Source organism: Jannaschia halovivens, from assembly GCF_046452375.1.
GTDB lineage: Bacteria > Pseudomonadota > Alphaproteobacteria > Rhodobacterales > Rhodobacteraceae > Jannaschia > Jannaschia halovivens.
Genome location: NZ_JBKFDJ010000001.1, coordinates 1,640,747 through 1,662,739, shown reverse-complemented (window position 1 = coordinate 1,662,739; position 21,993 = coordinate 1,640,747). Strand labels below are relative to the sequence as shown.

General features: G+C 70.8%; 25 protein-coding genes. 11 read left to right on the top strand and 14 right to left on the bottom strand.

What is annotated here, in order from left to right:
* Positions 1-74: 74 nt before the first annotated feature.
* Positions 75-812, bottom strand: a complete 738-nt coding sequence (locus tag ACK8OR_RS08355) for an ABC transporter ATP-binding protein (protein WP_410188951.1) — start codon at positions 810-812, stop codon at positions 75-77.
* 85 nt (positions 813-897) lie between these two features.
* Between ACK8OR_RS08355 and ACK8OR_RS08350 the strand changes: the two genes are divergently transcribed.
* Positions 898-1,497, top strand: coding sequence for an arylesterase (locus tag ACK8OR_RS08350; RefSeq protein WP_410189881.1), 600 nt, complete (start codon positions 898-900; stop codon positions 1,495-1,497).
* 90 nt (positions 1,498-1,587) lie between these two features.
* Here ACK8OR_RS08350 and ACK8OR_RS08345 read toward each other — a convergent pair whose 3' ends face one another.
* Positions 1,588-1,923 (bottom strand): hypothetical protein, encoded by a 336-nt coding sequence (locus ACK8OR_RS08345; protein WP_410188950.1) that lies wholly within the window; start codon positions 1,921-1,923, stop codon positions 1,588-1,590.
* A gap of 421 nt (positions 1,924-2,344) precedes the next feature.
* Between ACK8OR_RS08345 and glpK the strand changes: the two genes are divergently transcribed.
* On the top strand, positions 2,345-3,817 hold the full coding sequence (gene glpK / locus ACK8OR_RS08340) for a glycerol kinase GlpK (RefSeq protein ID WP_410188949.1): 1,473 nt from the start codon (positions 2,345-2,347) through the stop codon (positions 3,815-3,817).
* Positions 3,818-3,946: 129 nt separating this feature from the next.
* On the opposite strand, the gene ACK8OR_RS08335 is transcribed toward glpK, so the two are convergent.
* Entirely contained in the window at positions 3,947-4,927 is a 981-nt protein-coding gene (locus ACK8OR_RS08335) for an NAD(P)H-quinone oxidoreductase (protein ID WP_410188948.1), read from the bottom strand.
* A gap of 77 nt (positions 4,928-5,004) precedes the next feature.
* Between ACK8OR_RS08335 and ACK8OR_RS08330 the strand changes: the two genes are divergently transcribed.
* Positions 5,005-5,343, top strand: a complete 339-nt coding sequence (locus tag ACK8OR_RS08330) for a hypothetical protein (protein ID WP_410188947.1) — start codon at positions 5,005-5,007, stop codon at positions 5,341-5,343.
* Between the two features lie 9 nt (positions 5,344-5,352).
* Here the strand turns inward: ACK8OR_RS08330 and ACK8OR_RS08325 are convergent, their stop codons facing one another.
* Positions 5,353-6,039 carry a COQ9 family protein gene (locus ACK8OR_RS08325; protein WP_410188946.1) on the bottom strand — a complete coding sequence of 229 codons (687 nt, stop codon included), beginning with the start codon at positions 6,037-6,039 and terminating at the stop codon, positions 5,353-5,355.
* Between the two features lie 117 nt (positions 6,040-6,156).
* Here ACK8OR_RS08325 and rpsU point away from each other — a divergent pair, with 117 nt between their 5' ends.
* Both rpsU and ACK8OR_RS08315 read left to right on the top strand, forming a co-directional pair.
* Positions 6,157-6,363: a 30S ribosomal protein S21 gene (gene rpsU / locus ACK8OR_RS08320; RefSeq protein WP_109564695.1), complete on the top strand. Its 207-nt coding sequence runs from the start codon at positions 6,157-6,159 to the stop codon at positions 6,361-6,363.
* Positions 6,364-6,654: 291 nt separating this feature from the next.
* Complete coding sequence (locus tag ACK8OR_RS08315; protein ID WP_410188945.1) at positions 6,655-7,425, top strand: HAD family hydrolase; 771 nt, start codon at positions 6,655-6,657, stop codon at positions 7,423-7,425.
* On the opposite strand, the gene ACK8OR_RS08310 is transcribed toward ACK8OR_RS08315, so the two are convergent.
* The 6 genes from ACK8OR_RS08310 to ACK8OR_RS08285 form a co-directional block, all read right to left on the bottom strand.
* On the bottom strand, positions 7,406-8,812 hold the full coding sequence (locus tag ACK8OR_RS08310; RefSeq protein WP_410188944.1) for an MFS transporter: 1,407 nt from the start codon (positions 8,810-8,812) through the stop codon (positions 7,406-7,408). The two genes, ACK8OR_RS08315 and ACK8OR_RS08310, sit on opposite strands and share 20 nt — an antisense overlap.
* Before the next feature lie 81 nt (positions 8,813-8,893).
* Positions 8,894-9,517, bottom strand: a complete 624-nt coding sequence (locus tag ACK8OR_RS08305; protein ID WP_410188943.1) for a hypothetical protein — start codon at positions 9,515-9,517, stop codon at positions 8,894-8,896.
* Positions 9,518-9,522: 5 nt separating this feature from the next.
* Positions 9,523-9,660 (bottom strand): aa3-type cytochrome c oxidase subunit IV, encoded by a 138-nt coding sequence (locus ACK8OR_RS08300; protein ID WP_298435441.1) that lies wholly within the window; start codon positions 9,658-9,660, stop codon positions 9,523-9,525.
* Between the two features lie 41 nt (positions 9,661-9,701).
* Positions 9,702-10,196 carry a DUF6173 family protein gene (locus tag ACK8OR_RS08295; protein ID WP_410188942.1) on the bottom strand — a complete coding sequence of 165 codons (495 nt, stop codon included), beginning with the start codon at positions 10,194-10,196 and terminating at the stop codon, positions 9,702-9,704.
* A 51-nt stretch (positions 10,197-10,247) separates the two neighbouring features.
* Positions 10,248-11,300, bottom strand: coding sequence for an MBL fold metallo-hydrolase (locus ACK8OR_RS08290; protein WP_410188941.1), 1,053 nt, complete (start codon positions 11,298-11,300; stop codon positions 10,248-10,250).
* Positions 11,301-11,437: 137 nt separating this feature from the next.
* Positions 11,438-13,108, bottom strand: a complete 1,671-nt coding sequence (locus ACK8OR_RS08285; RefSeq protein ID WP_410188940.1) for an acyl-CoA dehydrogenase — start codon at positions 13,106-13,108, stop codon at positions 11,438-11,440.
* An 83-nt stretch (positions 13,109-13,191) separates the two neighbouring features.
* On the opposite strand from ACK8OR_RS08285, the gene ACK8OR_RS08280 reads away from it, so the two are divergent.
* From ACK8OR_RS08280 to ACK8OR_RS08270, 3 genes are all read left to right on the top strand, one after another.
* Positions 13,192-14,133, top strand: a complete 942-nt coding sequence (locus ACK8OR_RS08280; RefSeq protein ID WP_410188939.1) for an L-threonylcarbamoyladenylate synthase — start codon at positions 13,192-13,194, stop codon at positions 14,131-14,133.
* Positions 14,134-14,191: 58 nt separating this feature from the next.
* Positions 14,192-14,989, top strand: coding sequence for a protein-disulfide reductase DsbD domain-containing protein (locus ACK8OR_RS08275; RefSeq protein ID WP_410188938.1), 798 nt, complete (start codon positions 14,192-14,194; stop codon positions 14,987-14,989).
* A 113-nt stretch (positions 14,990-15,102) separates the two neighbouring features.
* Positions 15,103-15,249 (top strand): hypothetical protein, encoded by a 147-nt coding sequence (locus ACK8OR_RS08270; RefSeq protein WP_410188937.1) that lies wholly within the window; start codon positions 15,103-15,105, stop codon positions 15,247-15,249.
* 90 nt (positions 15,250-15,339) lie between these two features.
* Here ACK8OR_RS08270 and ACK8OR_RS08265 read toward each other — a convergent pair whose 3' ends face one another.
* The 4 genes from ACK8OR_RS08265 to ACK8OR_RS08250 form a co-directional block, all read right to left on the bottom strand.
* Positions 15,340-15,801, bottom strand: a complete 462-nt coding sequence (locus ACK8OR_RS08265; RefSeq protein WP_410188936.1) for an NUDIX hydrolase — start codon at positions 15,799-15,801, stop codon at positions 15,340-15,342.
* 112 nt (positions 15,802-15,913) lie between these two features.
* The gene (gene gph / locus ACK8OR_RS08260; RefSeq protein WP_410188935.1) at positions 15,914-16,567 is read right to left on the bottom strand and encodes a phosphoglycolate phosphatase; all 654 of its coding nucleotides are present in this window, start codon (positions 16,565-16,567) and stop codon (positions 15,914-15,916) included.
* A gap of 39 nt (positions 16,568-16,606) precedes the next feature.
* Entirely contained in the window at positions 16,607-18,838 is a 2,232-nt protein-coding gene (locus ACK8OR_RS08255) for a xanthine dehydrogenase family protein molybdopterin-binding subunit (protein ID WP_410188934.1), read from the bottom strand.
* Entirely contained in the window at positions 18,838-19,302 is a 465-nt protein-coding gene (locus ACK8OR_RS08250) for a (2Fe-2S)-binding protein (RefSeq protein ID WP_410188933.1), read from the bottom strand. Before ACK8OR_RS08250 ends, ACK8OR_RS08255 begins: the two co-directional genes overlap by 1 nt.
* 119 nt (positions 19,303-19,421) lie before the next feature.
* Between ACK8OR_RS08250 and ACK8OR_RS08245 the strand changes: the two genes are divergently transcribed.
* From ACK8OR_RS08245 to ACK8OR_RS08235, 3 genes are read left to right on the top strand one after another with little or no spacing between them, the layout of a single operon-like run.
* On the top strand, positions 19,422-20,222 hold the full coding sequence (locus ACK8OR_RS08245) for a phytanoyl-CoA dioxygenase family protein (RefSeq protein ID WP_410188932.1): 801 nt from the start codon (positions 19,422-19,424) through the stop codon (positions 20,220-20,222).
* A 53-nt stretch (positions 20,223-20,275) separates the two neighbouring features.
* Complete coding sequence (locus ACK8OR_RS08240) at positions 20,276-21,010, top strand: GntR family transcriptional regulator (RefSeq protein WP_410188931.1); 735 nt, start codon at positions 20,276-20,278, stop codon at positions 21,008-21,010.
* Positions 21,007-21,984, top strand: a complete 978-nt coding sequence (locus tag ACK8OR_RS08235) for a TIM barrel protein (protein ID WP_410188930.1) — start codon at positions 21,007-21,009, stop codon at positions 21,982-21,984. The genes ACK8OR_RS08240 and ACK8OR_RS08235 overlap by 4 nt, the downstream gene beginning before the upstream one ends.
* Positions 21,985-21,993 lie beyond the last annotated feature (9 nt).

Below are 21,993 nucleotides of genomic sequence, written 5' to 3'. Positions count from 1 at the left end.
CGCCGAAAGGGCATATTTCGGGAGCAACGACCGGCGGTCGGGGCGTCTTGGGGCCAGCGGCGACGGCGCGGGCGTCATTCGGCGGCGTCCACGGCGGGACGGGCGGCGCCGGTCTGGGCGGCATCGGTGACGCGCAGGTCGCGGCGCGTCTCGCTTTCGAGCCGACCGTCGACCAGTCTGACGGTGCGGTCGCAGCGCGCGGCGAGTTCGGTCGAATGGGTTACGAGGATCAGCGTCGCGCCGTGGCGGTCGCGGAGCCCGAACAGAAGATCCATGATCGCAGCACCCGTGGCCTGGTCGAGATTGCCCGTCGGCTCGTCCGCCAGAAGGATGTCGGGGCGCGGGGCGGCGGCGCGGGCCAGCGCCACGCGCTGCTGTTCGCCGCCCGACATCTGGGACGGGTAATGGTCGGTCCGGTGGCCGAGGCCGACGGCGTCCAGTTCGGCCTCGGCGCGGTCGAACGCGTCCGCGTGGCCCGCCAGTTCCAGCGGCGTGGCGACGTTTTCCAGCGCGGTCATCGTCGGGATCAGGTGGAAGGATTGGAAGACCACCCCCATATGTTCGCGGCGGAACCGGGCCAGCGCGTCCTCGTCCATCGCGGTCAGATCGCGGCCCAGCGCCTCGACCTTGCCCGACGAGGCCCGCTCCAGCCCGCCCATGAGCATGAGGAGAGACGATTTGCCGGACCCCGAAGGCCCCACCAGACCCACACTGTCGCGCGCGCTCACCTCCAGCGAGATATCGTGGAGGATGTCGACCAGTCCCGCATTGCCGGGGAGCGTGAGCGAGACGTCGCGGAGCGACAGGACCATGGGGAACCTCGTGGCGTGGGTGCGTCGGGTGGGATATGGGGCCCGCCGCTGGCTGAACAAGTCGGTTCAGGTCGCCGCCGTCCTCATGGCGGGCGCCGGGGTGGCGCAGGCTGAGACGGTGACCGTGGCCGCGCTGGGCGACAGCCTGACGGCGGGCTACGGCCTGCCCGACGGCCAGGGCTTCGTGCCGCAGCTTCAGGCCTGGCTCGATGCGGAGGGCGTCGATGCCCGGATCGTGAACGCCGGCGTGTCGGGCGACACGACGGCGGGCGGGCTCGCGCGGTTGGACTGGACGCTGACGCCCGAGGTCGACGCGCTGATCGTGGCGCTGGGCGGGAACGACCTCCTCCGGGGACTGCCGCCGGCGACGAGCCGTGCCAATCTCGACGGCATCCTCGCCGGGGCGGGGGCCTTGCCCGTTCTCGTGATCGGGCTCGAGGCGCCGGGCAATTACGGCCCCGCCTTCAAGGCCGCGTTCGACGCGATGTATCCCGAACTAGCCGCGGAATACGGCGCGCTCCACGAGACGAGCTTCCTCGGGCCGCTGATCGCCGAGGTCGGCGTAGCCGAGGCGCGGGCCCGCTACATGCAGGGCGACGGCATCCATCCCAACCGCGACGGCGTCGGCGTGATCGTCGAGGCGCTGGGCCCCCGCGTGGCGGAGCTGGTGGCGCAGGTGGAATGAGGAACGACCCCCGGCTTGCACCGGGGGTCGTGATCGGGTCGCGCGGGGGCGGGGGGAGAGACCTGTCGGGGGCGCGGCCCGGTCCGGGGGTCACTCGTTCTCGAGACTTTCGGCCTGGATGCGGGCGAAGATCTCGGCGCCGTAGGCCGGGGTGCCGGAAACGCCGGCCTGGCCGTAGAGCCCGCGGAGCGCGTTCACGTTGTCGGCCTGGGCGTTGAAGATCGCGTAGGCGCGGTCGCTGGAGGCCGAGCGGGTCGAGACGAAGGTGTTCGAGACGCCGCCGCGGAGCGCGGTGCGGTTGTCCTGGGTGTCGTGCGACTGGTTAAAATGGGCGATGGCGGCGGCGGTGCCGGCGCCGACCTGCGCGGTGGCGGGGGCGGCGAAGGCGGCGGCGGCGACGAGGGCGGAGGCGATGAGGGTTTTCATGTGTTCTGTCCTTGGTGTGGGCCCGTGGTTGTGTTCGGCCCGGTTGCGATGCGGCGGGGCGGTGCATGCCCTGCTGATGGGATGAAGATGCGCGTCCGAGGCCGCTGCCGCAATGCACGGACGCGTGAGATCGGCGCGAAATAAGTGCATCCATGCACAGCATCTGCACCCCTGCCGCACCGGCCTCACGCGCCCGCGACGGGCGCTAACGCAGGCGTGACGACATGCGGAGAAATCGACATAAACCCGGCCGACCGCGCCCGGGACCCGCCCGCCCCGTCTTTGCTCTGGAAATATGCCGGGGGGGTCCGGGGGGCCGGCCCCCCGGGTTTTGGGGGCCGGGCCTGAGGCGTCGTGCCGCCTCTTGCCCGTCGCCGTCCGATCCGCGACATCTCTGGGACGCCAGCAGGGAGGCCGCGCCATGACCCATATCCTCGCCATCGACCAGGGCACGACGTCCAGCCGGGCCATCCTCTTCTCGGCGGATCTGAAGATCGTCGCGACGGCGCAGGAGGAGTTCGCACAGCATTTCCCCGATAGCGGCTGGGTCGAGCACGATCTCGAGGACATCTGGGCCACCGTCGCGCGGACCTGCCGCGAGGTGGTCGAGACCGCCGGCATCGACGCGGGCGACATCTCGGCCATCGGCATCACCAACCAGCGCGAGACGACCGCCGTCTGGGACCGCCGGACCGGCGCGCCGGTGCATCGCGCCATCGTCTGGCAGGACCGGCGCACGGCCGCGTTCTGTCGCGAGATGGCGGCCCACGAGGCCGAGGTGACGGCGCGGACCGGCCTGCTGATGGACCCGTATTTCAGCGGCACGAAACTGCGCTGGATCCTCGAGAATGTCGACGGCGCGCGGGCGGATGCCGAGGCCGGACACCTCCTCTTCGGCACGATCGACAGCTACTTGATCTGGAGGCTGACCAGGGGACGGGCCCATGTGACGGACGCGACGAATGCCTGTCGGACGATGCTCTACAACATCCACGCGGGCGCGTGGGACGACCATGTCTGCGGTCTTCTGGACGTGCCGATGGGGATGCTGCCCGAGGTGCGCGACTGCGCGTCCGAGTTCGGGACGACCGACCTGCTGGGCCCCGAAATCCCGATCCTCGGCGTCGCTGGCGACCAGCAGGCGGCGACGATCGGGCAGGCGTGTTTCGAGCCGGGGATGATGAAATCGACCTATGGGACGGGGTGCTTTGCCCTTCTGAATACGGGGGAGGCGCCGGTGGCGTCGACCAATCGGCTGCTGACGACGGTGGCGTACCAGCTGGACGGGGTGCCGACCTACGCGCTCGAGGGGTCGATCTTCATCGCGGGCGCCGTGGTGCAATGGCTGCGCGACGGGCTGGGGATCATCGGGTCGGCGGCGGAGACGCAGGCGCTGGCCGAGGCGGCGGACCCTGCGCAGCGGCTCTATCTCGTCCCGGCCTTCACGGGGCTCGGCGCGCCGCATTGGGACCCGGACGCGCGCGGCGCGATCTTCGGGCTGACGCGCGGATCGGGCCCCGCGGAGTTCGCGCGCGCCGCGCTGGAAAGCGTCGGCTACCAGACGCGGGACCTGCTCGACGCGATGCGCGCCGATATGGGGGGCTTGGGCGACACGGTCCTTCGGGTCGACGGCGGCATGAGCGCGTCCGATTGGTCGATGCAGTTCCTGTCGGACATCCTCGGCGCGCCGGTGGACCGGCCCGAGGTCCTTGAGACGACGGCGCTCGGTGCCGCATGGCTCGCGGGCATGCGCGCGGGCGTCTGCCCGGACATGGACGGGTTCGCCGAAGACTGGGCGCTGGAGCGGCGGTTCGAGCCGGAGATGGCCGAGGCGGACCGCGAGGACCGCTATGCCGGGTGGTCGGATGCCGTCGGGCGCACGCTGACACGCTGAGGGGGGCAGACTATTCGCTGAATAGTCTGCGTGGGCCGCGGCGGGCGCGCGCCCGGGCCCGAGGTCGGGCTGGCATATTTTCGAGAGCAAAGACCTGAGGGGTCGGCGCGTGGCGGCGGCGCGTTGACCTCAACGGACCTTTAGGACGATCTTTCCGATATGGTCGCCCGCTTCCATCCGGGCATGGGCGGCGGCGGCGTCGGTCAGGGCGAAGGTCTCGTCCATGACCGGGGCGATCCGGCCCGTGTCGAGAAGAGGCCAGACTTCGGCGCGCAGGGCGTCGGCGATGCGGGATTTGGCGAGGTCGGATTGCGGGCGCAGAGTCGAGCCGGTGATCGTCAGGCGGCGGACCATGAGCTGCGCGAAGTTCAACTCGACCTTCGGGCCCTGTAGGAAGGCGATCTGGACCAGCCGCCCGTCATCGGCGAGCGCCTTGATGTTGCGGGGCAGATAGTCGCCGCCGACCATGTCGAGGATGAGATCGGCGCCGCCCGCCGCGCGCAGCGCTTCGACGAAATCGGCCTCGCGGTAGTTGATCGCCTCGGCCCCGAGGGCGGCGCAGGCGGCGACCTTCTCCGGCGAACCGGCGGTCGCAAAGACCCGCGCGCCGCGCGCCACGGCGAGCTGGATCGCGGTCGTTCCGATGCCCGAGGAGCCGCCATGGACGAGGAATCGCTCGCCGCCCCGGAGGGCGCCGCGGTCGAACACGTTGGTCCAGACGGTGAAGAATGTCTCGGGCAAGGCCGCGGCCTGCGCCATCGAGAGGCCATCGGGGATGCGCAGCGCGTGGTCGCCATGGGTGACGGCGTATTCCGCGTAGCCGCCGCCGGGCAGCAGCGCGCAGACCCGGTCGCCCACGTCCCAGCGGGTGACGCCGGAGCCCACGGCGGCGACGATGCCCGCGCATTCGAGACCGGGCAGGTCGGACGCGCCCTGCGGCGGGTTGTAGGCGCCTGCGCGTTGCAGCGCGTCGGGACGGTTCACGCCCGCGTGGTCGACCGCGATCAGGATCTGGTCGGGGCCGGGCACGGGCACGGGGCGCGTGGTCGGGCGCAGGACCTCGGGGCCGCCGTGTGACGTGATCTCGATGGCGGTCATGGTGTCGGACATGGGATCTCCGGGGCGGCGGGTGCGGCGGGTCGGGGCGACCCTAGACGGGGGTGGGGTCGAGTTCTAGCTGGCCCGGCATGGTCCATGTCTCGCTTGTGCTGAACGTCGTCGTGCTCGTCCCCGTGCTCTGGGGTCTCCTCGGAGGATCGGCAGGATCCGAGGTCGCATTCGGTGGCGACGCGCCCGCGCGGCGCACCCTGATCTCGGTCTATCTTGCTATCCTCGTGGTGAGCGCGGTGCTCTTGGTCGCGCCCGCGCCGTGGCGCGCGGCGGTCGTGCCGGGGCTGCTGGCCGTGCAGGTGGTCTACAAGCTGATCACCGTCCCGATGCTGGGGATCGGGCACCCCGTGGCGGCGGCCAATCTCGGGATCGCGGCGGTGCATGGCGTCACGCTCTGGACGCTCTGGCGGGGCTGAGGCCGCGCCTCAGCTGGGGTCGCGCCAATGGCCGGGCAGGTCGGCGGGCGGCGTGGCGGCAGGTGCGTGAATGCGCGACAGCAGTATGTTCGGCCCCGCCATCAGCCGCGACAGGATCGGGGAGTCGCGCACCCGGCCCTTGACCGTCTCGATGGTCATTACGTCGTCGATCCGGCGGTCCAGGAAGTCCCAGGTCTCGCGGTGACCCTCCGACTGGTCGCCGAGCCAGTAGAGCACGGTCGCCGAATAGACACCCGAGAGCGTGGCACGCTTGGTGTACCAGTTCACGTCGCGCGAGCTGTCGCCCAGCACGTTCCAGATCGCGTCCGCCGTGCCCCAGAGCGCGCGGAGCCCGTCGGCGGTATGGATCGGCAGCGCGAAGAGCGTGACCCCGCGGCGCACGGCCTCGCGGTTCTCACCGGCGATGACGAGGCGGGCGCGGACGGCATGGGCGATGCGATCGCGGAAGCGGAGCGCGGTCAGGTCCTCGGCGCGCAGCTGCTCGATCATGCGGGCGTCGCCGCGCGCATGGAAGGCCAGTGCCAGATCGACGGCACCGCGGGGGAAGGCCGCACGTCCCTCGGCGGGGCTGACGCCCGCGTCGCGGATGGCAGCGCGCAGGGTGGCCGCGGACCAGCCGTCGAAGGGCACGTGGTTCAGAGCGGCGTCGAGGATGCGGTCCTTCAGGGGTGTCATGCGGGCCTCCGGGCGGCGGTGTCGGGTTGCTGGACAAGATAGGGGCCCCAGCCTATATGGCCACTTCCTGCACCCGATGACGGGACAACTCCAACCTAGAAAGGTGGTGAAAACCACATGCAGGTCAGCGTTCGCGACAACAATGTCGATCAGGCCCTCCGGGCCCTGAAGAAGAAGCTGCAGCGCGAGGGTGTGTTTCGCGAGATGAAGCTCAAGCAACATTTCGAGAAGCCCTCCGAGAAGAAGGCGCGGCAGAAGGCCGAAGCGATTCGGCGCGCCCGCAAGCTCGCTCGGAAGAAAGCCCAGCGCGAAGGGATGATGTAAGTCACCCCTAACGCCGGTCCGCCGGACGAATCGGACCCCCGGTGCCCTCGCGGTGCCGGGGGTTCTTCGTTTTCAAGCGGTGAAAACGCATGTTTCCCCGGTCCGAGGGGATCTTCGAAGGGCGGCTGATGGCCTTTGCGAGGGCACCTCGAAAGATCTTAAGAATTCGTTAAAAGACTGAGAAACAGTAAAAATTCGATCAAATCAGGCGCAAATGCGCCGCAAATGCGTATATCCGCTTGCTGACCACCGATTGGCCCATAACTCTTGACGTGAACAGGAGGCGATCCGATGCCGGGGCGAGACTGGTCGACGAAATGCAATCCAAGCGGGCGGGTCATACCGCGTCCGTCGGCGTCGCCTCTTCTCGTGCTCTTCGATGTCGATGGCACGATCCTCGACGGTGGCGGCCTGATCGCGGATTCGATGATCGGGGCATTTCGCGCGGCGGGCGAGACGCCACCGACCCGCTCGGATGTGATGCGGCTGATCGGCCTGTCCCTGCGCGAGATGATCGACATTCTGACCCGCGGGCTCGATCCCGACCGACGTGACAAGATACAGGCCGGATACCGGACGCGTTATTTCGACACCATCGTCCGTCAGATCGATCCGCCGGTCTTTCCGGGGACGGAGGCGATGCTGTTCGACCTCTATCGTGCCGGGATCACGCTGGGGATCACGACGGGGAAATCGATCCGCAGCGTCGGGCATCTCCTCGATTCGATGGATTGGCACCGGATGTTCGCCTCCGTCCAATGTGCCGAGCTCAACCCGTCCAAGCCCAGTCCCGAGATGGTTCTGAAGGCGATGGAGGAGGCGGGGCACGGCCCCCGGACGACGGTCCTCGTGGGCGACTCGCGCTATGACATGCAGATGGCGGCGCGGGCGGGCATCCCGGCGGTCGGAGTCTCCTGGGGCTACAACGCGCCCGAGGAGCTGCGCGCCGAAGGGGCCGCGGCGATCGCCGAGACGGTCGGTGACCTGACCGAAGGGTTCCTGCGGCGGGTGGTTGCGGAGGCCGAGCGCGTGCCGGCGGGACTTACGCCGGACGAACGGTAAGCCAGGCGACCGCGGCGGATCCGAGCGCCAGCGCCGCCCCGGTCCACGCGGCCAGCGCGAAGCCCGCCATGAGATCGCCCCCGAGCAGCACAAGCCCCAGGAGCGCGGTCGCCACCAGCCCGCCGATCCGGCTGATCGCGTTGTTGATCCCCGAGGCGACGCCCGCGTAGCGATCCCCCGCCGAGGAGAGCACCGCGCTGGTGAGGGGTGCGACCGAGAGCGACATGCCAAGCGCCAGCACGACCAGCGGCGGCAGGATGTCGGCCGTGTAGGAGACGCCTTCGGCGGGGACGAGGCCGAACCACGCGAAGCCGCCCGCGACCAGCGTCGCGCCGACCGTCAGCAGGAGCCGGGCGCCGTAGCGATCGGCCAGCGGGCCGCCGGTGAAGCGGGACAGCACGCCGAGGATCAGCGGGAAGGGCAGGAGGGCGAGGCCCGCTTGCGTGGCGCTGTAGCCCTGATCGCTGATGAGGACGTAGGGCAGGATCAGCATCAGCCCGCCGAGTGCCGCGTAGAGCAGGAAGGTGAAGCCGGTCAGCCCCGAGAAGGAGGCGTCGCGAAAGAGGCGAAGCGGCGTCATGGCACGGTCGCCCTTGCGCGCCTCGACCGCGACGAAGCCCGCAAGCAGAGCCGCACCCCCGCCGAGTGCCGCCATCACCGCGCCGGTCGTGCCCCGGTCGGGCAGGGCGACGAGACCCCAAATCAAGGCCAGGAGCCCGGTGCCGACCAGCGCCGCCCCCACGAGGTCGAGGGGCGCGCGATCGTCGGTTTCGGCGACGCTTTCGCGAATGGCGCGGGCGGCCACGACGAAGGCGAGTACGGCGAAGGGGATTACGGCGACGAAGGCCCATCGCCAGCCCGCGGCATCGACGATCCAGCCACCCGCGACCGGGGCCAGCGCCCCCGCCGCAGCCCCCGCGCCCGCCCAGGTGCCGACCGCGCGGCCACGGGCCGGACCGGTGAACGCGTCCGCGATGATGGCGAGCGAGGTCGGCGCGATCAGGGCTGCGCCTACGCCTTCGAGCGCGCGGGCCGCGAGAAAGACCGGAAAGGACGAGGCCACCGCCGCCAGCGCGCAGGAGGCGGTGAAGATCAGAAGCCCGATCTGGAAGACGCGGCGGCGGCCGTAATGGTCGCCCAACGCGCCGCCGATCAAGACGAGCGCGCCCAGCGGCAGAAGGTAGGCGTTGACGATCCACTGCGCGCCGGTCGCGCCCGCGTCGAAGGCGGCCTGCATCTGCGGCAGCGCGACGTTGACGATGGAGCCGAGCACGAAGGCCAGCGACGAGCCGATCGTCGTCGCCACGAGCGTGCCGGTGCCCGAGGGGACCGACCGCGCAGGCCCGTCGGCCGCGGCGGTGCAGGGAAGCGGCAGGCTCTGGGACATCGGGGGCTCCGGGCGGGGATCTCCGGGTAGGGTGACGCGAGGGCCGTGCGCGTCAACCCCCGCGGTCGCGGTCCCCGCGCCTCAGCCTGCCTGGATGACGTTGCCGTCCGCGTCGAAGGTCACCGGCGGACGGCCCGGAGAATGGGGATCGTCGGTGTCGTCGAAGAGCTTGCGCTCGGTCACGCCGGGCACCCTCGCGAAATCGTCCATGATGCGGTCGGGATACCAGCTCTGCCGAACCTGGTTGAACCCCAGCTCGCGCAGGATGCCCGAGACGGACTGGCCGCAGGTGGCCTTGGAGGCGGGACCGTGAGCCTGCACGATCTGGAGCGCGCGCTCGGCCATTTCGGGCGAGACGGTGATCTCCTGCATGACCATGTGGTATTCGGGACGGGCGTGGTAATCGAGGTAGATGTCGTAGATCGCGGGCGTCACACCGAACTTCACGTCGCCCCGCTCGGGGGCCGTGGGATGCCACCACGTGCCCGCGGGATCGAAGATCACCCTCTGGCTGCCCGACACCATCAACGCCGAATGCCCGCCCGAACCCGAGCGGTTGTTGATCGCCGTCAGCAGGGTCAGTTTGGCCGGGCCGGGTTCGGCATAGGCGCGGGCGGCGACCTCCTCCATCGGGGCGTAGATGTTGTCGGCCCCGCAGGCGGCCAGCAGCGGCAGCATCAGGGCGGTCAGGCAGGCGCGCAGCATCACGGTCAGGTCCGAAAGATCGCCAGCAGGATCAGGATCACGATGATCGCGATCACGGTCCATTTGGTGAAGGTCATGAAGCCGGCGAAGGTCTTCTCCTGCTCGGTGATGTCCATCTCGCCCTGTTTGTGGTCGTCGGCCATACGGTCTCGCTCCGGTGTCGTCTGGTCTGTCGGGTGCGGTCCTATCCCGTCGCGGGTTCGGTGTCACGGGGTGTTGGCGGCGTCTCGTCGGTCTCGAGCGCGCGGGCGAGACGGAAGCCGATGCGTTCGGGTTTGGGCCGGTCGCGGGGCTTCGGGACGGCCCGGAGCAGCACGCCGGTCTGGCTCACATGCTGGATCAGCTGGCAGCGATGGCCATGCTCGTCGAGCCCCGAGAAGGTCAGCAGGTCCGGCGCGTGGAACCCGATGCCCTGGATGCGCAGGATGCCGGTGGCGCCGCCCGTGAAGCCCATCGCCACCTCGTGATCGTCGTCCAGCTCTTCCTCGAAGGCCTTCAGGTAGAGGATCACGCGCTGATAGGCCCATTCCGCCGGGCTGCGCGCCTTGGCGCCGCGCGCGACGGCTTCGGGCATGGCGGGGGCGTGGTCCGTGCCGTCGGCATGGGGCTCGGCGCAGCGCGGCAACGCGTCGGCCTCCATGGCCTCGGCCGAGGTGGCGATGTCGGGAGCATCCGTCATGGGTCGAACCTTGGCCGACGCGCGGCGCGGGTCAAGCACCGGGCGATCACGTCACGCGGCGCGGAAGGTCCAGACGCCGTCGTCGCGTGTCTCGCGGATGGCGCGGCCGGCGACGTGGAGGTGGCGCAGATGGGCGATCGCTTCGAAGAAGGCGAGCCCATAGGTCGCGTCGTCGATCTTCCGCTTGAAGAGGGGCGCGAAGCATTCGCCGCCCGTGCGGGGCGTCGCAAGATGCGCGTGCAGCCGGTCGAGCGCCGCGACATGGTTCTGCTTGAGCGAGGCCAGCCGCGTCGGCAGGCCGCGATAGGGTGTCTTATGCCCCGGCAGCACGAGCTGATCCGGGCGCGCCAGCGGCATCAGCCGGTCGCAGGCCTCCAGCCAGTCGCCCACCGGATCGGCATTCGCTTCGGTCGGATAGAGCCCAAGGTTCGGCGAAATCCCCGGCAGGAGCTGGTCGCCCCCGATCACGAGGTCGCCTCCTGCCTCGAAGAGCACCGCATGGTCCGGCGCGTGCCCGTCGCCCCGCGCCACGTCCCAACGCCGCCCGCCGAATTCCAGCCGGTCGCCCTCGGCGATGCGGGTCACGCCTAGCGGCAGGGGCGCGCAGATATCGGCGAAGTTGAAGGGCCGCTCGGTCGCGCGCTTGGCCAGCATCTCGGACGCGATGCCCCAGCGGCGGCAGTATTCGATCGTCTCGGGTGGGGGCACGTCCTGTTCGTCGAGCATCAGCATCCGCGCCAGGAGCCACGCCGTGCGGGTCATCAGGAGCTCCGCGCCTTCGGACTGCAGCATCCCGGCCAGCCCGACGTGATCGGGATGGTGATGGGTCACCAGAAGCCGCGTGATGGGCCGTCCGCCCAGTGGCCCGGCGCGCAGCCGCTCGAGGATGGCGCGCGTCCGCTTGGTGTCGAACCCGGTATCGACCATCGCCCAGCCATCGGCCTCCCGCAGGAAGTAGATGTTAACGTGGTCCAGCGCCATCGGCAGCGGCAGCCGCGCCCAGAGCACACCCTCGGCCACCTCGATCGCCTCGCCCTCGGCAGGCGGCTCGTTCCAGGGAAAGGTCAGACCGGCATAGCCGTCGGGAATCTCGGTGTCCTTCATCGCCCGTCCCGCCTGTTCCTCTGGCCCGAAATACCTCGGGGGGTCGTTCATCGTGGCGCCATCGGTTCGAGCCCGATGGACGACGGGGCCGCGCCCGCCCGGCGGGTCGGCCCGCATCAGCGGGCCGACCGCTTCACCTAGGCCGCGATCTCCTCGGAGGAAATGGCGAACAGCTCCTCGGCCCCCGTCCGCGCTTTGGCCATTTCGGCCAGCGCCTCGGGCAGCATCCGGTTCGCGGCGATGCGGGCCAGTCCGGCGCGGGTCGGGTCGGCGGCGGCCGCGCGCAGGTGGTAGTGGACGCCGAGGATGCGGGCGAAGGCGGCGAGATAGGCCACGGCACCCGCGAAGCGGTCCTCCATGTCCTGCGCAAGCATCCATTCGGTCAGCGTGCGCAGGTCGGCGGCGGCGGCGCGCAGGTCCGCGTGGTCCGTCTCCGCCACCTCGTCGAGGATCGCGAAGGCCGCGGCCCCCCCATCCATCAGCTTGCGGCCCACGAGATCCATCGCCTGGATGCCGTTGGTGCCTTCGTAGATCGCGGTGACGCGCACGTCGCGCAGGTATTGCGCGGCCCCCGTCTCCTCGACGAAGCCCATGCCGCCGTGGACCTGGATGCCCTCGCCCGCGATGCGGATGCCGGTATCGGTGCCGAAGGCTTTGGCGATGGGCGTCAGGAACGCGCCGCGCGCGCGCCACGCGGCATCGCCGGTGGCCTTGGCCATGTCGAGCGCCACCGCGCAATCCATCGCGATCGACCGGACCGCGAAAATGTCCGCCTTCATGCCCAGCACCATCCGGCGCACGTCGGCATGTTCGAGGATCGAGCCGTCCTTGACCGAGTTCTTGCCCTGCCGCCGGTCGACCGCGTAGCCGATGGCGTGCTGCATCGCCGCCTCGGCCACGCTGAGGCCCTGGACGCCGACGCCCAGCCGCGCGTTGTTCATCATGGTGAACATCGCGGCCATGCCTTTGTGGGGCTCGCCCACCAGCCAGCCGGTCGCGCCGTCATACTGCATGACCGCCGTGGGCGAGCCGTGGAGACCCAGCTTGTGCTCGAGCGAGACGACCTTGAGGTCGTTGGCCACGCCCGGGTTGCCGTCGGCGTCGGGAATGCGCTTCGGGACCATGAAGAGGCTGATGCCCTTGGTGCCCTCGGTCCCGTCGGGCAGCCGCGCGAGGACGAGGTGGCAAATATTGCCCGCGAAATCGCTGTCGCCCCAGGAGATGTAGATCTTCTGTCCCGTGACCGCGTAGGTCCCGTCGCCATTGGGCACGGCCTTGGACTTCAGCGCGCCGACATCCGAGCCGGCCTGCGGCTCGGTCAGGTTCATCGTGCCGCACCACTCGCCCGAGATGAGCTTCGGGATGTAGAGATCGCGGAGCTCGTCGGAGGCATGGGCCTCCAGCGCCTCGATCTGGCCCTGGGTCATGAGCGGGTTCAGCTGAAGGGCGAGACAGGCCGAGCCGATCATCTCGTTCACCGCCATGGTCAGCGCGATGGGCAGGCCCATGCCGCCATGCGCGGGGTCGGCGGACATGCCGATCCAGCCGCCCTCGGCGATGGCACGGAAGCCGTCGGCGAAGCCGGGCGAGGTGCGCACGACGCCGTTCTCGAGATGCGCGGGATGCAGGTCGCCCTGCCGGTTCAGGGGCGCCAGCACCTCCTCGGCCATGCGCCCCGCTTCGGTCAGGATCGCCTCGACGGTTTCGGGCGTGGCCTCCTCGAAGGTCTCGGTGGCGGCGACGCGGTCGAAGCCAACGACGTGGTCGAGAACGAAGCGCAGCTCGGAGACGGGGGCGCGATAGGGCATGGGGCAACCTCTGGCTGGCGGTGCGCGCGGGCGCCGCGTAAGTCGGGTGACGTATTCACGGGCAACGTAAGGTCCCAGACCTCATGGCTTCAAGCCGAACACCACGTCACGACGTCGCCGCAGCCGCCGCTTGCCTGCGCGGGGGCGGGCTCGTGGCCTTCCCGACCGAGACGGTCTACGGGCTCGGCGCGCTTGCGACCGACGGGCGCGCTGTGGCGCGGATCTTCGCGGTCAAGGGACGGCCCAGCTTCAACCCGCTGATCGTCCATGTCGCGGACCGCGCCGCTGCCGCGCGGATCGCGGGCTTCGACGCCGAAGCGCTTGCGCTGGCGGACCGGTTCTGGCCCGGCCCCCTGACGCTGGTGCTACCGCTGCGCGACGGGCACGGCCTCTCGCCGCTGGTGACGGCGGGGCAGCCGACGGTGGCGATCCGGGTGCCGGCGGCGGATCTGGCGCAAGCGCTGCTCCGCGCGGTGGACGGCCCCGTGGCCGCGCCCTCGGCCAACCCCTCGGGCCGGATCAGCGCGACCCGGGCCGAGCATGTCCGCGAGGGCTTGGGCGACCGCGTCGACATGGTGCTCGACGGGGGGGCATGCCCGGTCGGCCTTGAATCGACGATCCTGCGGACCGGCCCCGCGACGCTCCTGCGCGAGGGCGGGCTGCCGGCCGAGGCGATCGAGGCCGCGCTGGGCCATCCGCTGCCGCGCGACGTCACCCCCGGCCGGGTGCAGGCGCCGGGTCAGCTCGCATCGCATTACGCGCCGTCGGCCCCGGTCCGGCTCGACGTGACCGAAGCCGCGCCGGACGCGGTCCATCTGGGCTTCGGCCCGGTCGCGGGCGATCTGAACCTGTCGCCCGAGAGCGACCTCGGGGCGGCGGCGGCCAACCTTTTCGACCACCTCCACCGGATCGACGCTCTGGCGCGGGCACGAGGGCTGGAGCGGATCGACGTCGCGCCGATCCCCGAGCAGGGGCTCGGACGTGCGATCCTCGATCGGCTGCGCCGGGCGGCCGCGCCGCGCTGAGCGCGCGATGCCGCAGCCGTGAATTCCAATCCGGCGGCGGGCGTCCTAGATGCGGGCGATGCTTCGCCGCCTTCTCTTCCTCGCCCTCGCCGCCGTCACCCTCGCCGCCCCCGCCGCGCGCGCGCAGATGCTCGACGACGTATCGCAGGCGCTGCGGGTCGAGCTGATCCCCGGCTGGCGGCAGGCCGACGGCACCCATGTCGCGGGGCTGCGCTTCGACCTCGCCCCCGGCTGGAAGACCTATTGGCGGAGCGCAGGTGCCGCGGGCATCGCGCCCCGCATGGATTGGCGTCGGTCGCGGGGCGTGGCCTCGGTGACGCCGGCCTGGCCCACGCCCCGGCTGTTCCGCACCGCGGGTGCGCTGTCGATCGGCTACGATTCCGACTTCGTTTTGCCGCTGCTGGTGGTCGCGACCGGTGCGGTGCCGACGCTCGACGGGGTCCTCGACCTCGGGGTCTGCTCGGATATATGCCTGCCCGCGCGGGTGCGGGTGACGGGCGCACTGAGCGGAGGACGCACACCCGATCCTCTCCTGGCCGCCGCGCTGGCAGACCGGCCGCGCCGCGTCTCGGCCGATGCCACCTGCCGCCTGCGCCCGACGCGCGACGGCCTCGCGCTGACGGGCGAGATCGCGCTGCCGCCGGTGGGCCGATCCGAGACGGTGGTCTTCGAAGTGCCTGATCCCGGCGTCTGGGTGACGGACGCGCAGGTCAGCCGACGGGGCGGCACGCTGGTCGCCACATCAGAGCTGATGGTGGGCGGCGGGCGCAACGTCGCGATCGACCGCTCGCGGGTGCGGATCACGGTGATCGGGGACCGGCGCGCGGTCGAGATCGAGGGCTGCCGCGGCGGGTGACCCCGCGTTCACAATTCGGTGTCACCTCGGGCGGATTGTCGCACAAGGTGCAGTTTTCGCTTGAAGCCCCCCCTGCATCGCCCCACCTTCATCTGCACGGCAAGGAGGCGATCATGGCGGATTCCCGCGGGACCATCGGCAAGCTGGCAGACACCCTAAAGGACAAACTGTCCGAGGTGCTGGGTGCTTTGGCGCCGCAGCCCGACGCCATTCCGATCCCCGTCCGCAACGACCCGCGCCGGGGTCCGAACCGGGGCTGACCGCCCGCCGACTAACCCCCATCCAGACGATCGACCCGAAGGTCGGACTTCAGGTCCGGCCTTTTGTCGTGATGCCCCAAGGCAGATCGCTCAGGAGGCCGCGCGCTTCAGGAGCGGGCCCGCCACCGGGTGCTTCTTGGGCTTGACGTGCAACTGGCGCAGCATGTCGGCCAGCTCGGGCTCGTCCACCAGATCGGCGGCGGCTTCGAGGCCGAACCACTTGCGCGTGCGCTCGTCCTCTTCCTTCCAGGACTTCTTCAGGTCGTCGACGATCATTGGATAGACCCGGACGCGGCAGCGCTGCGAGCTGCCGTCGTCGAACCGCTTGCGATAGTGGTAGGTCCCGAAGATCTCGCGGCCGATATGGCCCTTGGCCCCGGCTTCCTCCAGCGCCTCGATGCCGGCGGCGGCCCAGGGCTTGATGCCCTTCATGGTCCAGCCCTTCGGCACGATCCAGCGCCCCGTGTCACGCGAGGTGATCATCAGAACCTCGACCCGGTCGTCGTTCCACCGCAGCGGCATCGCCGCGATCTGTTCGCGTTCCTTACGCACCTGTCCGTTCCTCAACCGACCGGGGGTTCAAGCGCCCCGGTACTGTATTTTTATGACGTCTGATGCCTCGAACATAGGCGTTTCGCGAATCACTTGCAAATCGCGCGTCGGCTCAGGGCAGAAGGTCGGACAGGATGTCGATCCATTGCGCCGGGCCCTGGGCGGGGATGCGGCCATTCTGGTAGCCGCCATGGAGATGGGCGTAGTCGACATTTGCCGCGTCCGCCGTCGTCCAGTCCACCGCCGAGTCGCCGATGTAGAGCGTCGTGTCCGGTGTCGCGCCGAGGGCCGCGATGACATGCAGAAGCGGTGCGGGATCGGGCTTGTGGACCGACAGCGTGTCGCCCCCCGCGACGGCGTGAAAGGGTCCGAGCGCCAGGAGGTCGAGGATGGCGCGGGCCGGCGCGGCGGGCTTGTTGGTGCAGAGCCCGATCCGAGCACCCCGTGTGGCCAGCGCGCGCAGTGTCTCGGGCACGCCGGGCAGGATCGTTGTGCCGCCCGCGGGATCGGCCTCGTAGGCACGGGTGAAGGCGGCGAGCGCCTCAGGGTGGCGGTCGGGATCGGCTTCGGCCCAGGCCAGCACGCGGGCGATCAGCGTGGGCACGCCATTGCCGATGAACCCGGTCATGGTCTCGAGGTCGGGCGCGGGCAGGTCCAGCTCGGCGCACATCGAGGCCACGGCGGCGTGGATGCCCGGTGCGCTGTCGATCAGCGTGCCGTCGAGGTCGAAGACATAGGCGGCGTAGGGCAGGGGCGCATCGGTCATGGCACCGCCCTACGCGCGCGCCGCGCACCCGTCCAGCGGTCAGGCGAAGCGAACGGTCTCGGCGAAGGGCATCCGGCGTAGGCGTTGACCGGTGGCCGCGAAGATCGCGTTGCCCAACGCGGGTGCGGCGGGCGGCAGGCCCGGCTCGCCCGCGCCCCGGATCGCGCCGGTCGTCTCCAGCGCGCGGACATGCACGCGCGGAGTCTGGGCCATGCGCAGGCTCGCATAGCCGTCGAAGTTGCGCTCCCGCGGGATGCCACCGTCGAAGGTGATCGCCGCGTGCATCGCGTGCCCCATCCCGAAGAGCGCGCCGCCCGAGAGCTGCGCCTCGAGATTGACCGGGTCGAGGATGCGCCCGACCTCGGCCGCGATCCAGAGGTCGGTGATGCGAAGACTGGCATCGGTCTCGTCGACGTCCACGATCTGGGCGCAGGGCACCCCGAAGGAGAAGGTGAAGGCCACGCCCCGGCCCCGGCCGGGCGCGGGCGTCGGACCGTCCCAGGATGCCATGTCGGCGACGGTCTCGAGGACGGCGCGGGACGGGGCGTGATGGATCAGGCGCAGGCGCTCGGCCACGGGATCGGCGCCGGCCTGGTGGATCAGCTCGTCCATCAGGGTCTCGGTGAAGAAGCCGTTATGCGAGGCGCCCACCGACCGCCAGGAGGAGACGGGAACGGTCGCGGGCACCCGGTGGCCGGTGACGCGACGGTCGGGCAGCGCGTAGGGCGCATCCCACGCGGCGGCGACGATGGCGAGGTCCGGGCCGACGGGCGGAAAGCCCAGCCGCGCGACCTGGCTTTCGGCCACCGACTGCGCCGCGATGGCGAGGTCGAGGCTGCGGACCTCGCCCCCGCCGGTGGTGCCCGCGCCGCGCGCGACGGCCATGGGGCGCAGGAACGGGTGGGACATGTCCTCCTCGCGCGACCAGGTCATGCGGACGGGGCGGCCCGGATGGTGCCGCGCGATCTCGGCGGTTTGCCGGACCCAGAGCATCTCGAGCCGGTGGCCGAAGCTGCCGCCCGAAGGCAGGTTGTGGAGGTGGACGGCCTCGGCGTCCTGGCCGGTGATCTCGGCCACGGCGGCGCGGGCGAAGGTCGGCACCTGCGTCCCGGTCCAGATATCCGTGCGCTCGGGCGTGTAGCGGATGGTGGCGTTGGCGGGCTCCATCGGTGCGTGATGCAGATAGGGCGCTCCATACTCGGCCGTGAAGGCGTCGCCGGTCGCGGCGGCGACGTCGCCGTCATCGGCGAAGCGGCTGTCGCGGGTGCCTTCGGTCAGGGCGGCGGCATGGGCGGCCCAATGCGCGTCGGTCGTGGCGGGGGCGGTGGGCGTGCCCCAATCAACGGTGACCGCATCGGCCGCGCGCATGGCGCGCCAGGTGTTGTCGGCGACGACCGCCACGCCGTCGGTGATGCGGTGGATCGCGACGACGCCGCGCATCGCCTCCGCCTCGGCGCTGTCGATGGCGGCGACGCCCCCGCCGAGGGTCGGGTTGGCGACGACCGTGGCGTGGAGCATGTCGGGCAGGTTCATATCGGTGCCGTAACGCGCGGTGCCGGTGGATTTCGCAACGATGTCGGTGCGCCGGTGGTCGCGCCCGAGCCAGCGCCATTCGGTTGGGTCGCGCGGCACGGCGGACACGGGCTCGAGGGCCGCGGCCTCGGCGGCGAGCTCGGCATAGGGGATCGGGCCATCGGGGCCGATCACGGCGCCGTCGGCGGTCGAAAGCCTGGCCGCGTCCACGCCCAGCCGCAGGGCGGCGGCCGCCTTGAGCGTCTCGCGGGCCGAGGCCCCGGCGGCGCGGAGGCGGTCATAGGCGTCGGGCACCGTGGTCGAGCCCCCGGTCAGGTGCAGCCCAGCGAGCTTGCCCACCACGTCCGAGGCCGCGCGCCCCGTCCGGGCGGCGATGCCGTCGTCCCAGGCGGCCAGCGGGAAGCCCTCGGCGGCGACCTTGCCGTTCCAGTAGGCACCCGAGGCGGGCCCCGGATCGGTGCGCACGGTCAGCGGATCGACGTCCAACTCCTCGGCCAGCAGGTAGGCTTGGATCGAGGTCGCGCCCTGTCCGACATCGGCGCGCGGCGTGATGAGCGTCACGCCCTCGGCGTCGATCCGGACGTAGGGCGTCAGCGCGGACGCCCCCTCGGGGAGATCGGCCAGGAGGGGGTTCGCGCCCTCGCGACGGTAGAGCCAGGTGCCGAAGGCCACGCCGCCCGCGATGGCGACCGAGCCGACGAGGAAGGTCCGCCGCGCGATGGTTCCGGCGCGGCCCATCACGCGCCCTCCGCCCGCAGCGCCGCGGCGCGCCGGATCGCGGCGCGGATGCGCGGATAGGTGGCGCAGCGACAGAGATTGCCGTCCATCGCCGCGTCGATCTCGGCATCGGTGGGATCGGGCATGGTCGCAAGAAGGTCGGCGGCCTGCATGATCTGGCCCGACTGGCAGTAGCCGCATTGCGCGACCTGGGTCTCGATCCACGCCGCCTGGACCGGATGGGGCGCGTCGGGCGTGCCCAGCCCTTCGATCGTGGTGATCTCGACACCCGCAGCGTCCTCGGCCCAGACCTGGCAGGACCGCGTGGCGACACCGTCGAGATGCACAGTGCAGGCCCCGCAGGCCGCGATGCCGCATCCGTATTTCGTGCCGTGAAGCCCCAGTTCGTCGCGCAGCACCCAAAGGAGCGGCATGTCCGGCTCGACATCGACGTCGCGCGGGATTCCGTTGACGATCAGACGCATGGCGACGCTCCGGCTCGGTACGGGTCGCCCCAACAGCTAGGCCGTTGCGGCGCGATCTTCCAGCGTCACGTGGCGTCGCGGGGCTGGACGGATCGCCGCGCCGCAGGCATGGATGTCGGATGGACCATACCAAGAACATCGTCACCCCCGAGATCGCCGACGACTTTGCCCGCGACGGCGCCGTGGTGCTGCGCGGCCTGTTCGCGCCCCATGTCGAGGATCTGCGCGACGGCGTGGCGCATAACATGATCGCGCCGGGCCCCCACGCCGCCGAGAACACGGTGACGGGCGAGGCCGGGCGCTTCTTCGACGACTACGTCAACTGGCACCGCATCCCGCCCTTCGAGGCAGTCGCGCGCGACCCGATCATCGCCGGGGCCGCCGCCGCGTTGATGCGGTCCGAGCGGGTGCAGCTCTTCCACGATCACGTGCTGGTCAAGGAGCCGGGGACCGCGCGCGCAACGCCGTGGCACCAGGACGGTCCTTACTACTTCGTCGGCGGGCGCCAGACGGTCAGCTTCTGGGTGCCGCTCGACCCGGTGCGCGACGCGACGCTGCGGCTGGTGGCGGGCTCGCATCTCTGGGACCGGCCGGTGCTGCCGACCCGCTGGCTGTCGGAGGAGGCATTCTTTCCCGGCGACTACCGCCCCGTGCCGGACCCAGATGCCGAGGGGATGCGCGTCCTCGAATGGGAGATGGCGCCGGGCGACGCGGTGGCCTTCTCGTTCGACACATTGCACGGCGCGCGGGGCAACGTGGCCGAGCGGCGGCGGCGGGCGTTCTCCCTGCGCTACGTCGGCGACGATGCGCGCGTCGTGGACCGGCCCGGCCCCACCTCGCCGCCCTTTCCCGGCCACGGGATGGCGGCCGGCGAGCGGCTGCGCGAGGATTGGTTCCCGGTCGTCCGGGGCGCAGCCTGACCGACCCGCGGCGCGCGATTGCCGGGGCGGGTGCGACGACGTAGCATGCTAGCATGTCGGCCGCTGCCCCCACGATCACGCTCCGCCCCCTCGACAGCTACGAGGGCACGCTCGCGCGGCGAACCTATCTGGCGCTCCGCGAGGCGATCGTCGAGCTTCGCGTCGATCCCGGCGCCGCGCTTCGCAAGGAAGAGATCTGTGGCATGCTGGGCGTCTCGCGCTCGCCCGTCTCCGAGGCGGTCACCCGGCTTGCGACCGAAGCGCTGGTCGATGTCGTCCCCCAGGCCGGCAGCTTCGTCGCCCGCCTCTCGATGGCCGAAATCCGCGAGGGCGCGTTCCTGCGCGAGGCGATCGAGCTGGCCGCCATCGACCACCTCGCCCCCCGGATCACCGACGCACAGCTGACCGACCTGCGCCGGAACCTGCGCCTTCAGGGCGTGATGGTCGAGGATGGCGATTTTCCGGGGTTCTACGCGCTCGACGGCGAGATGCACCGGATGCTGCTCGACTTCACGGGCTTCCAGCGGCTGGCCCGCGTGTCCGACACGGCCTGGGTCCATGTCGACCGCGCCCGCCGCCTGATCCTGCCGATGGGCGACCGGGTGGCCGAGACGCTGGCCGAGCATCGCACCATCGTCGCGGCGCTGGAGGCGCGCGACGGGGCCGCCGCCCGCGCGGCGATGCGGCATCACCTCGCGCAGCTGATGACCTTCCTGACCCCGCTGGAAGCCGCGCGGCCCGACCTCTTCTCGCCCGATCCGACGCCCTCGCAAGTGGACCAGCCATGACCATTCCGAACCGCCCGCGCTACGCCGCGCGGCTCAACGCGTTCAAGCCGATGGCGGGCGATCTGGGCGGGGGCATCGCCGGCATGATCGCGGCGGCGGGGCAGGTGGGCGGTCTCGACACCGCCGACCTCAACTATCCCGACCATTTCGACGGCCAGACGCCCGAGACACTTGGCGCGGTGCTGGGCGATGCGGGCATGACGCTGAACGGCGTGGCGATGCGCTACTACACCGAACCGGGCTTCATGATCGGGGCGTTCACCAACCCGGATGCCGACGTGCGACAGAAGGCCGTCGACCTGACGAAGCGCGGCATGGATGCCTGCCGCGCGATGGGCGGGACGGTGATAACGCTCTGGATGGGTCAGGACGGGTTCGACTACGCGTTCCAGGGCGAGTACGGTCGGATGTGGGACGACACGATCGCCGCGATGCAGGCCGTGGCCGACCATGACCCCGGCCTCGACGTGGCCATCGAGTACAAGCCCAATGAGCCGCGCGCCTACGCGCTGATGCCCGACGTGGGCACGACGCTTCTGGGCGTACGCGAGGCGGATCGGTCGAACCTTGGCGTGACGCTCGACTTCGCGCACGTCCTTTATGCCGACGAGATGCCGGCCCACGCCGCCCACCTGATCGCGCGGCATTCGCGGCTGCTGGGGGTGCATCTCAACGACGGCTACGGCAAGCGCGACGACGGGCTGATGGTGGGGACGGTGCATCCCGTCGCCACGATCGAGCTCTTCGTCGAGCTGGAGCGGATCGGCTACGACGGCGCGATCTATTTCGACACCTTCCCCGATCACGGCGGACTGAACCCTGTCGAGGAGGCGCGCACGAACCTCACGCTGGTCGAGCGGCTGCGCGCCCTGGCGGGCGAGATCGGGGCGCTGCCGGAGTTGCGGGACGCGATCGCGCGGCAGGACGGGGCGGCGTCGCAGCGGATCGTGGCACGGGCACTCTACGGTGCGTGAGCGGGGCAC

Bases quoted from the DNA above. Each gene is read 5' to 3' on its own strand.
- ACK8OR_RS08355 (WP_410188951.1), bottom strand. From the start codon at position 812: ATGGTCCTGTCGCTCCGCGACGTCTCGCTCACGCTCCCCGGCAATGCG.
- ACK8OR_RS08350 (WP_410189881.1), top strand. From the start codon at position 898: ATGGCGGGCGCCGGGGTGGCGCAGGCTGAGACGGTGACCGTGGCCGCG.
- ACK8OR_RS08345 (WP_410188950.1), bottom strand. From the start codon at position 1,923: ATGAAAACCCTCATCGCCTCCGCCCTCGTCGCCGCCGCCGCCTTCGCC.
- glpK (WP_410188949.1), top strand. From the start codon at position 2,345: ATGACCCATATCCTCGCCATCGACCAGGGCACGACGTCCAGCCGGGCC.
- ACK8OR_RS08335 (WP_410188948.1), bottom strand. From the start codon at position 4,927: ATGTCCGACACCATGACCGCCATCGAGATCACGTCACACGGCGGCCCC.
- ACK8OR_RS08330 (WP_410188947.1), top strand. From the start codon at position 5,005: ATGGTCCATGTCTCGCTTGTGCTGAACGTCGTCGTGCTCGTCCCCGTG.
- ACK8OR_RS08325 (WP_410188946.1), bottom strand. From the start codon at position 6,039: ATGACACCCCTGAAGGACCGCATCCTCGACGCCGCTCTGAACCACGTG.
- rpsU (WP_109564695.1), top strand. From the start codon at position 6,157: ATGCAGGTCAGCGTTCGCGACAACAATGTCGATCAGGCCCTCCGGGCC.
- ACK8OR_RS08315 (WP_410188945.1), top strand. From the start codon at position 6,655: ATGCCGGGGCGAGACTGGTCGACGAAATGCAATCCAAGCGGGCGGGTC.
- ACK8OR_RS08310 (WP_410188944.1), bottom strand. From the start codon at position 8,812: ATGTCCCAGAGCCTGCCGCTTCCCTGCACCGCCGCGGCCGACGGGCCT.
- ACK8OR_RS08305 (WP_410188943.1), bottom strand. From the start codon at position 9,517: ATGCTGCGCGCCTGCCTGACCGCCCTGATGCTGCCGCTGCTGGCCGCC.
- ACK8OR_RS08300 (WP_298435441.1), bottom strand. From the start codon at position 9,660: ATGGCCGACGACCACAAACAGGGCGAGATGGACATCACCGAGCAGGAG.
- ACK8OR_RS08295 (WP_410188942.1), bottom strand. From the start codon at position 10,196: ATGACGGATGCTCCCGACATCGCCACCTCGGCCGAGGCCATGGAGGCC.
- ACK8OR_RS08290 (WP_410188941.1), bottom strand. From the start codon at position 11,300: ATGAAGGACACCGAGATTCCCGACGGCTATGCCGGTCTGACCTTTCCC.
- ACK8OR_RS08285 (WP_410188940.1), bottom strand. From the start codon at position 13,108: ATGCCCTATCGCGCCCCCGTCTCCGAGCTGCGCTTCGTTCTCGACCAC.
- ACK8OR_RS08280 (WP_410188939.1), top strand. From the start codon at position 13,192: ATGGCTTCAAGCCGAACACCACGTCACGACGTCGCCGCAGCCGCCGCT.
- ACK8OR_RS08275 (WP_410188938.1), top strand. From the start codon at position 14,192: ATGCTTCGCCGCCTTCTCTTCCTCGCCCTCGCCGCCGTCACCCTCGCC.
- ACK8OR_RS08270 (WP_410188937.1), top strand. From the start codon at position 15,103: ATGGCGGATTCCCGCGGGACCATCGGCAAGCTGGCAGACACCCTAAAG.
- gph (WP_410188935.1), bottom strand. From the start codon at position 16,567: ATGACCGATGCGCCCCTGCCCTACGCCGCCTATGTCTTCGACCTCGAC.
- ACK8OR_RS08255 (WP_410188934.1), bottom strand. From the start codon at position 18,838: ATGGGCCGCGCCGGAACCATCGCGCGGCGGACCTTCCTCGTCGGCTCG.
- ACK8OR_RS08250 (WP_410188933.1), bottom strand. From the start codon at position 19,302: ATGCGTCTGATCGTCAACGGAATCCCGCGCGACGTCGATGTCGAGCCG.
- ACK8OR_RS08245 (WP_410188932.1), top strand. From the start codon at position 19,422: ATGGACCATACCAAGAACATCGTCACCCCCGAGATCGCCGACGACTTT.
- ACK8OR_RS08240 (WP_410188931.1), top strand. From the start codon at position 20,276: ATGTCGGCCGCTGCCCCCACGATCACGCTCCGCCCCCTCGACAGCTAC.
- ACK8OR_RS08235 (WP_410188930.1), top strand. From the start codon at position 21,007: ATGACCATTCCGAACCGCCCGCGCTACGCCGCGCGGCTCAACGCGTTC.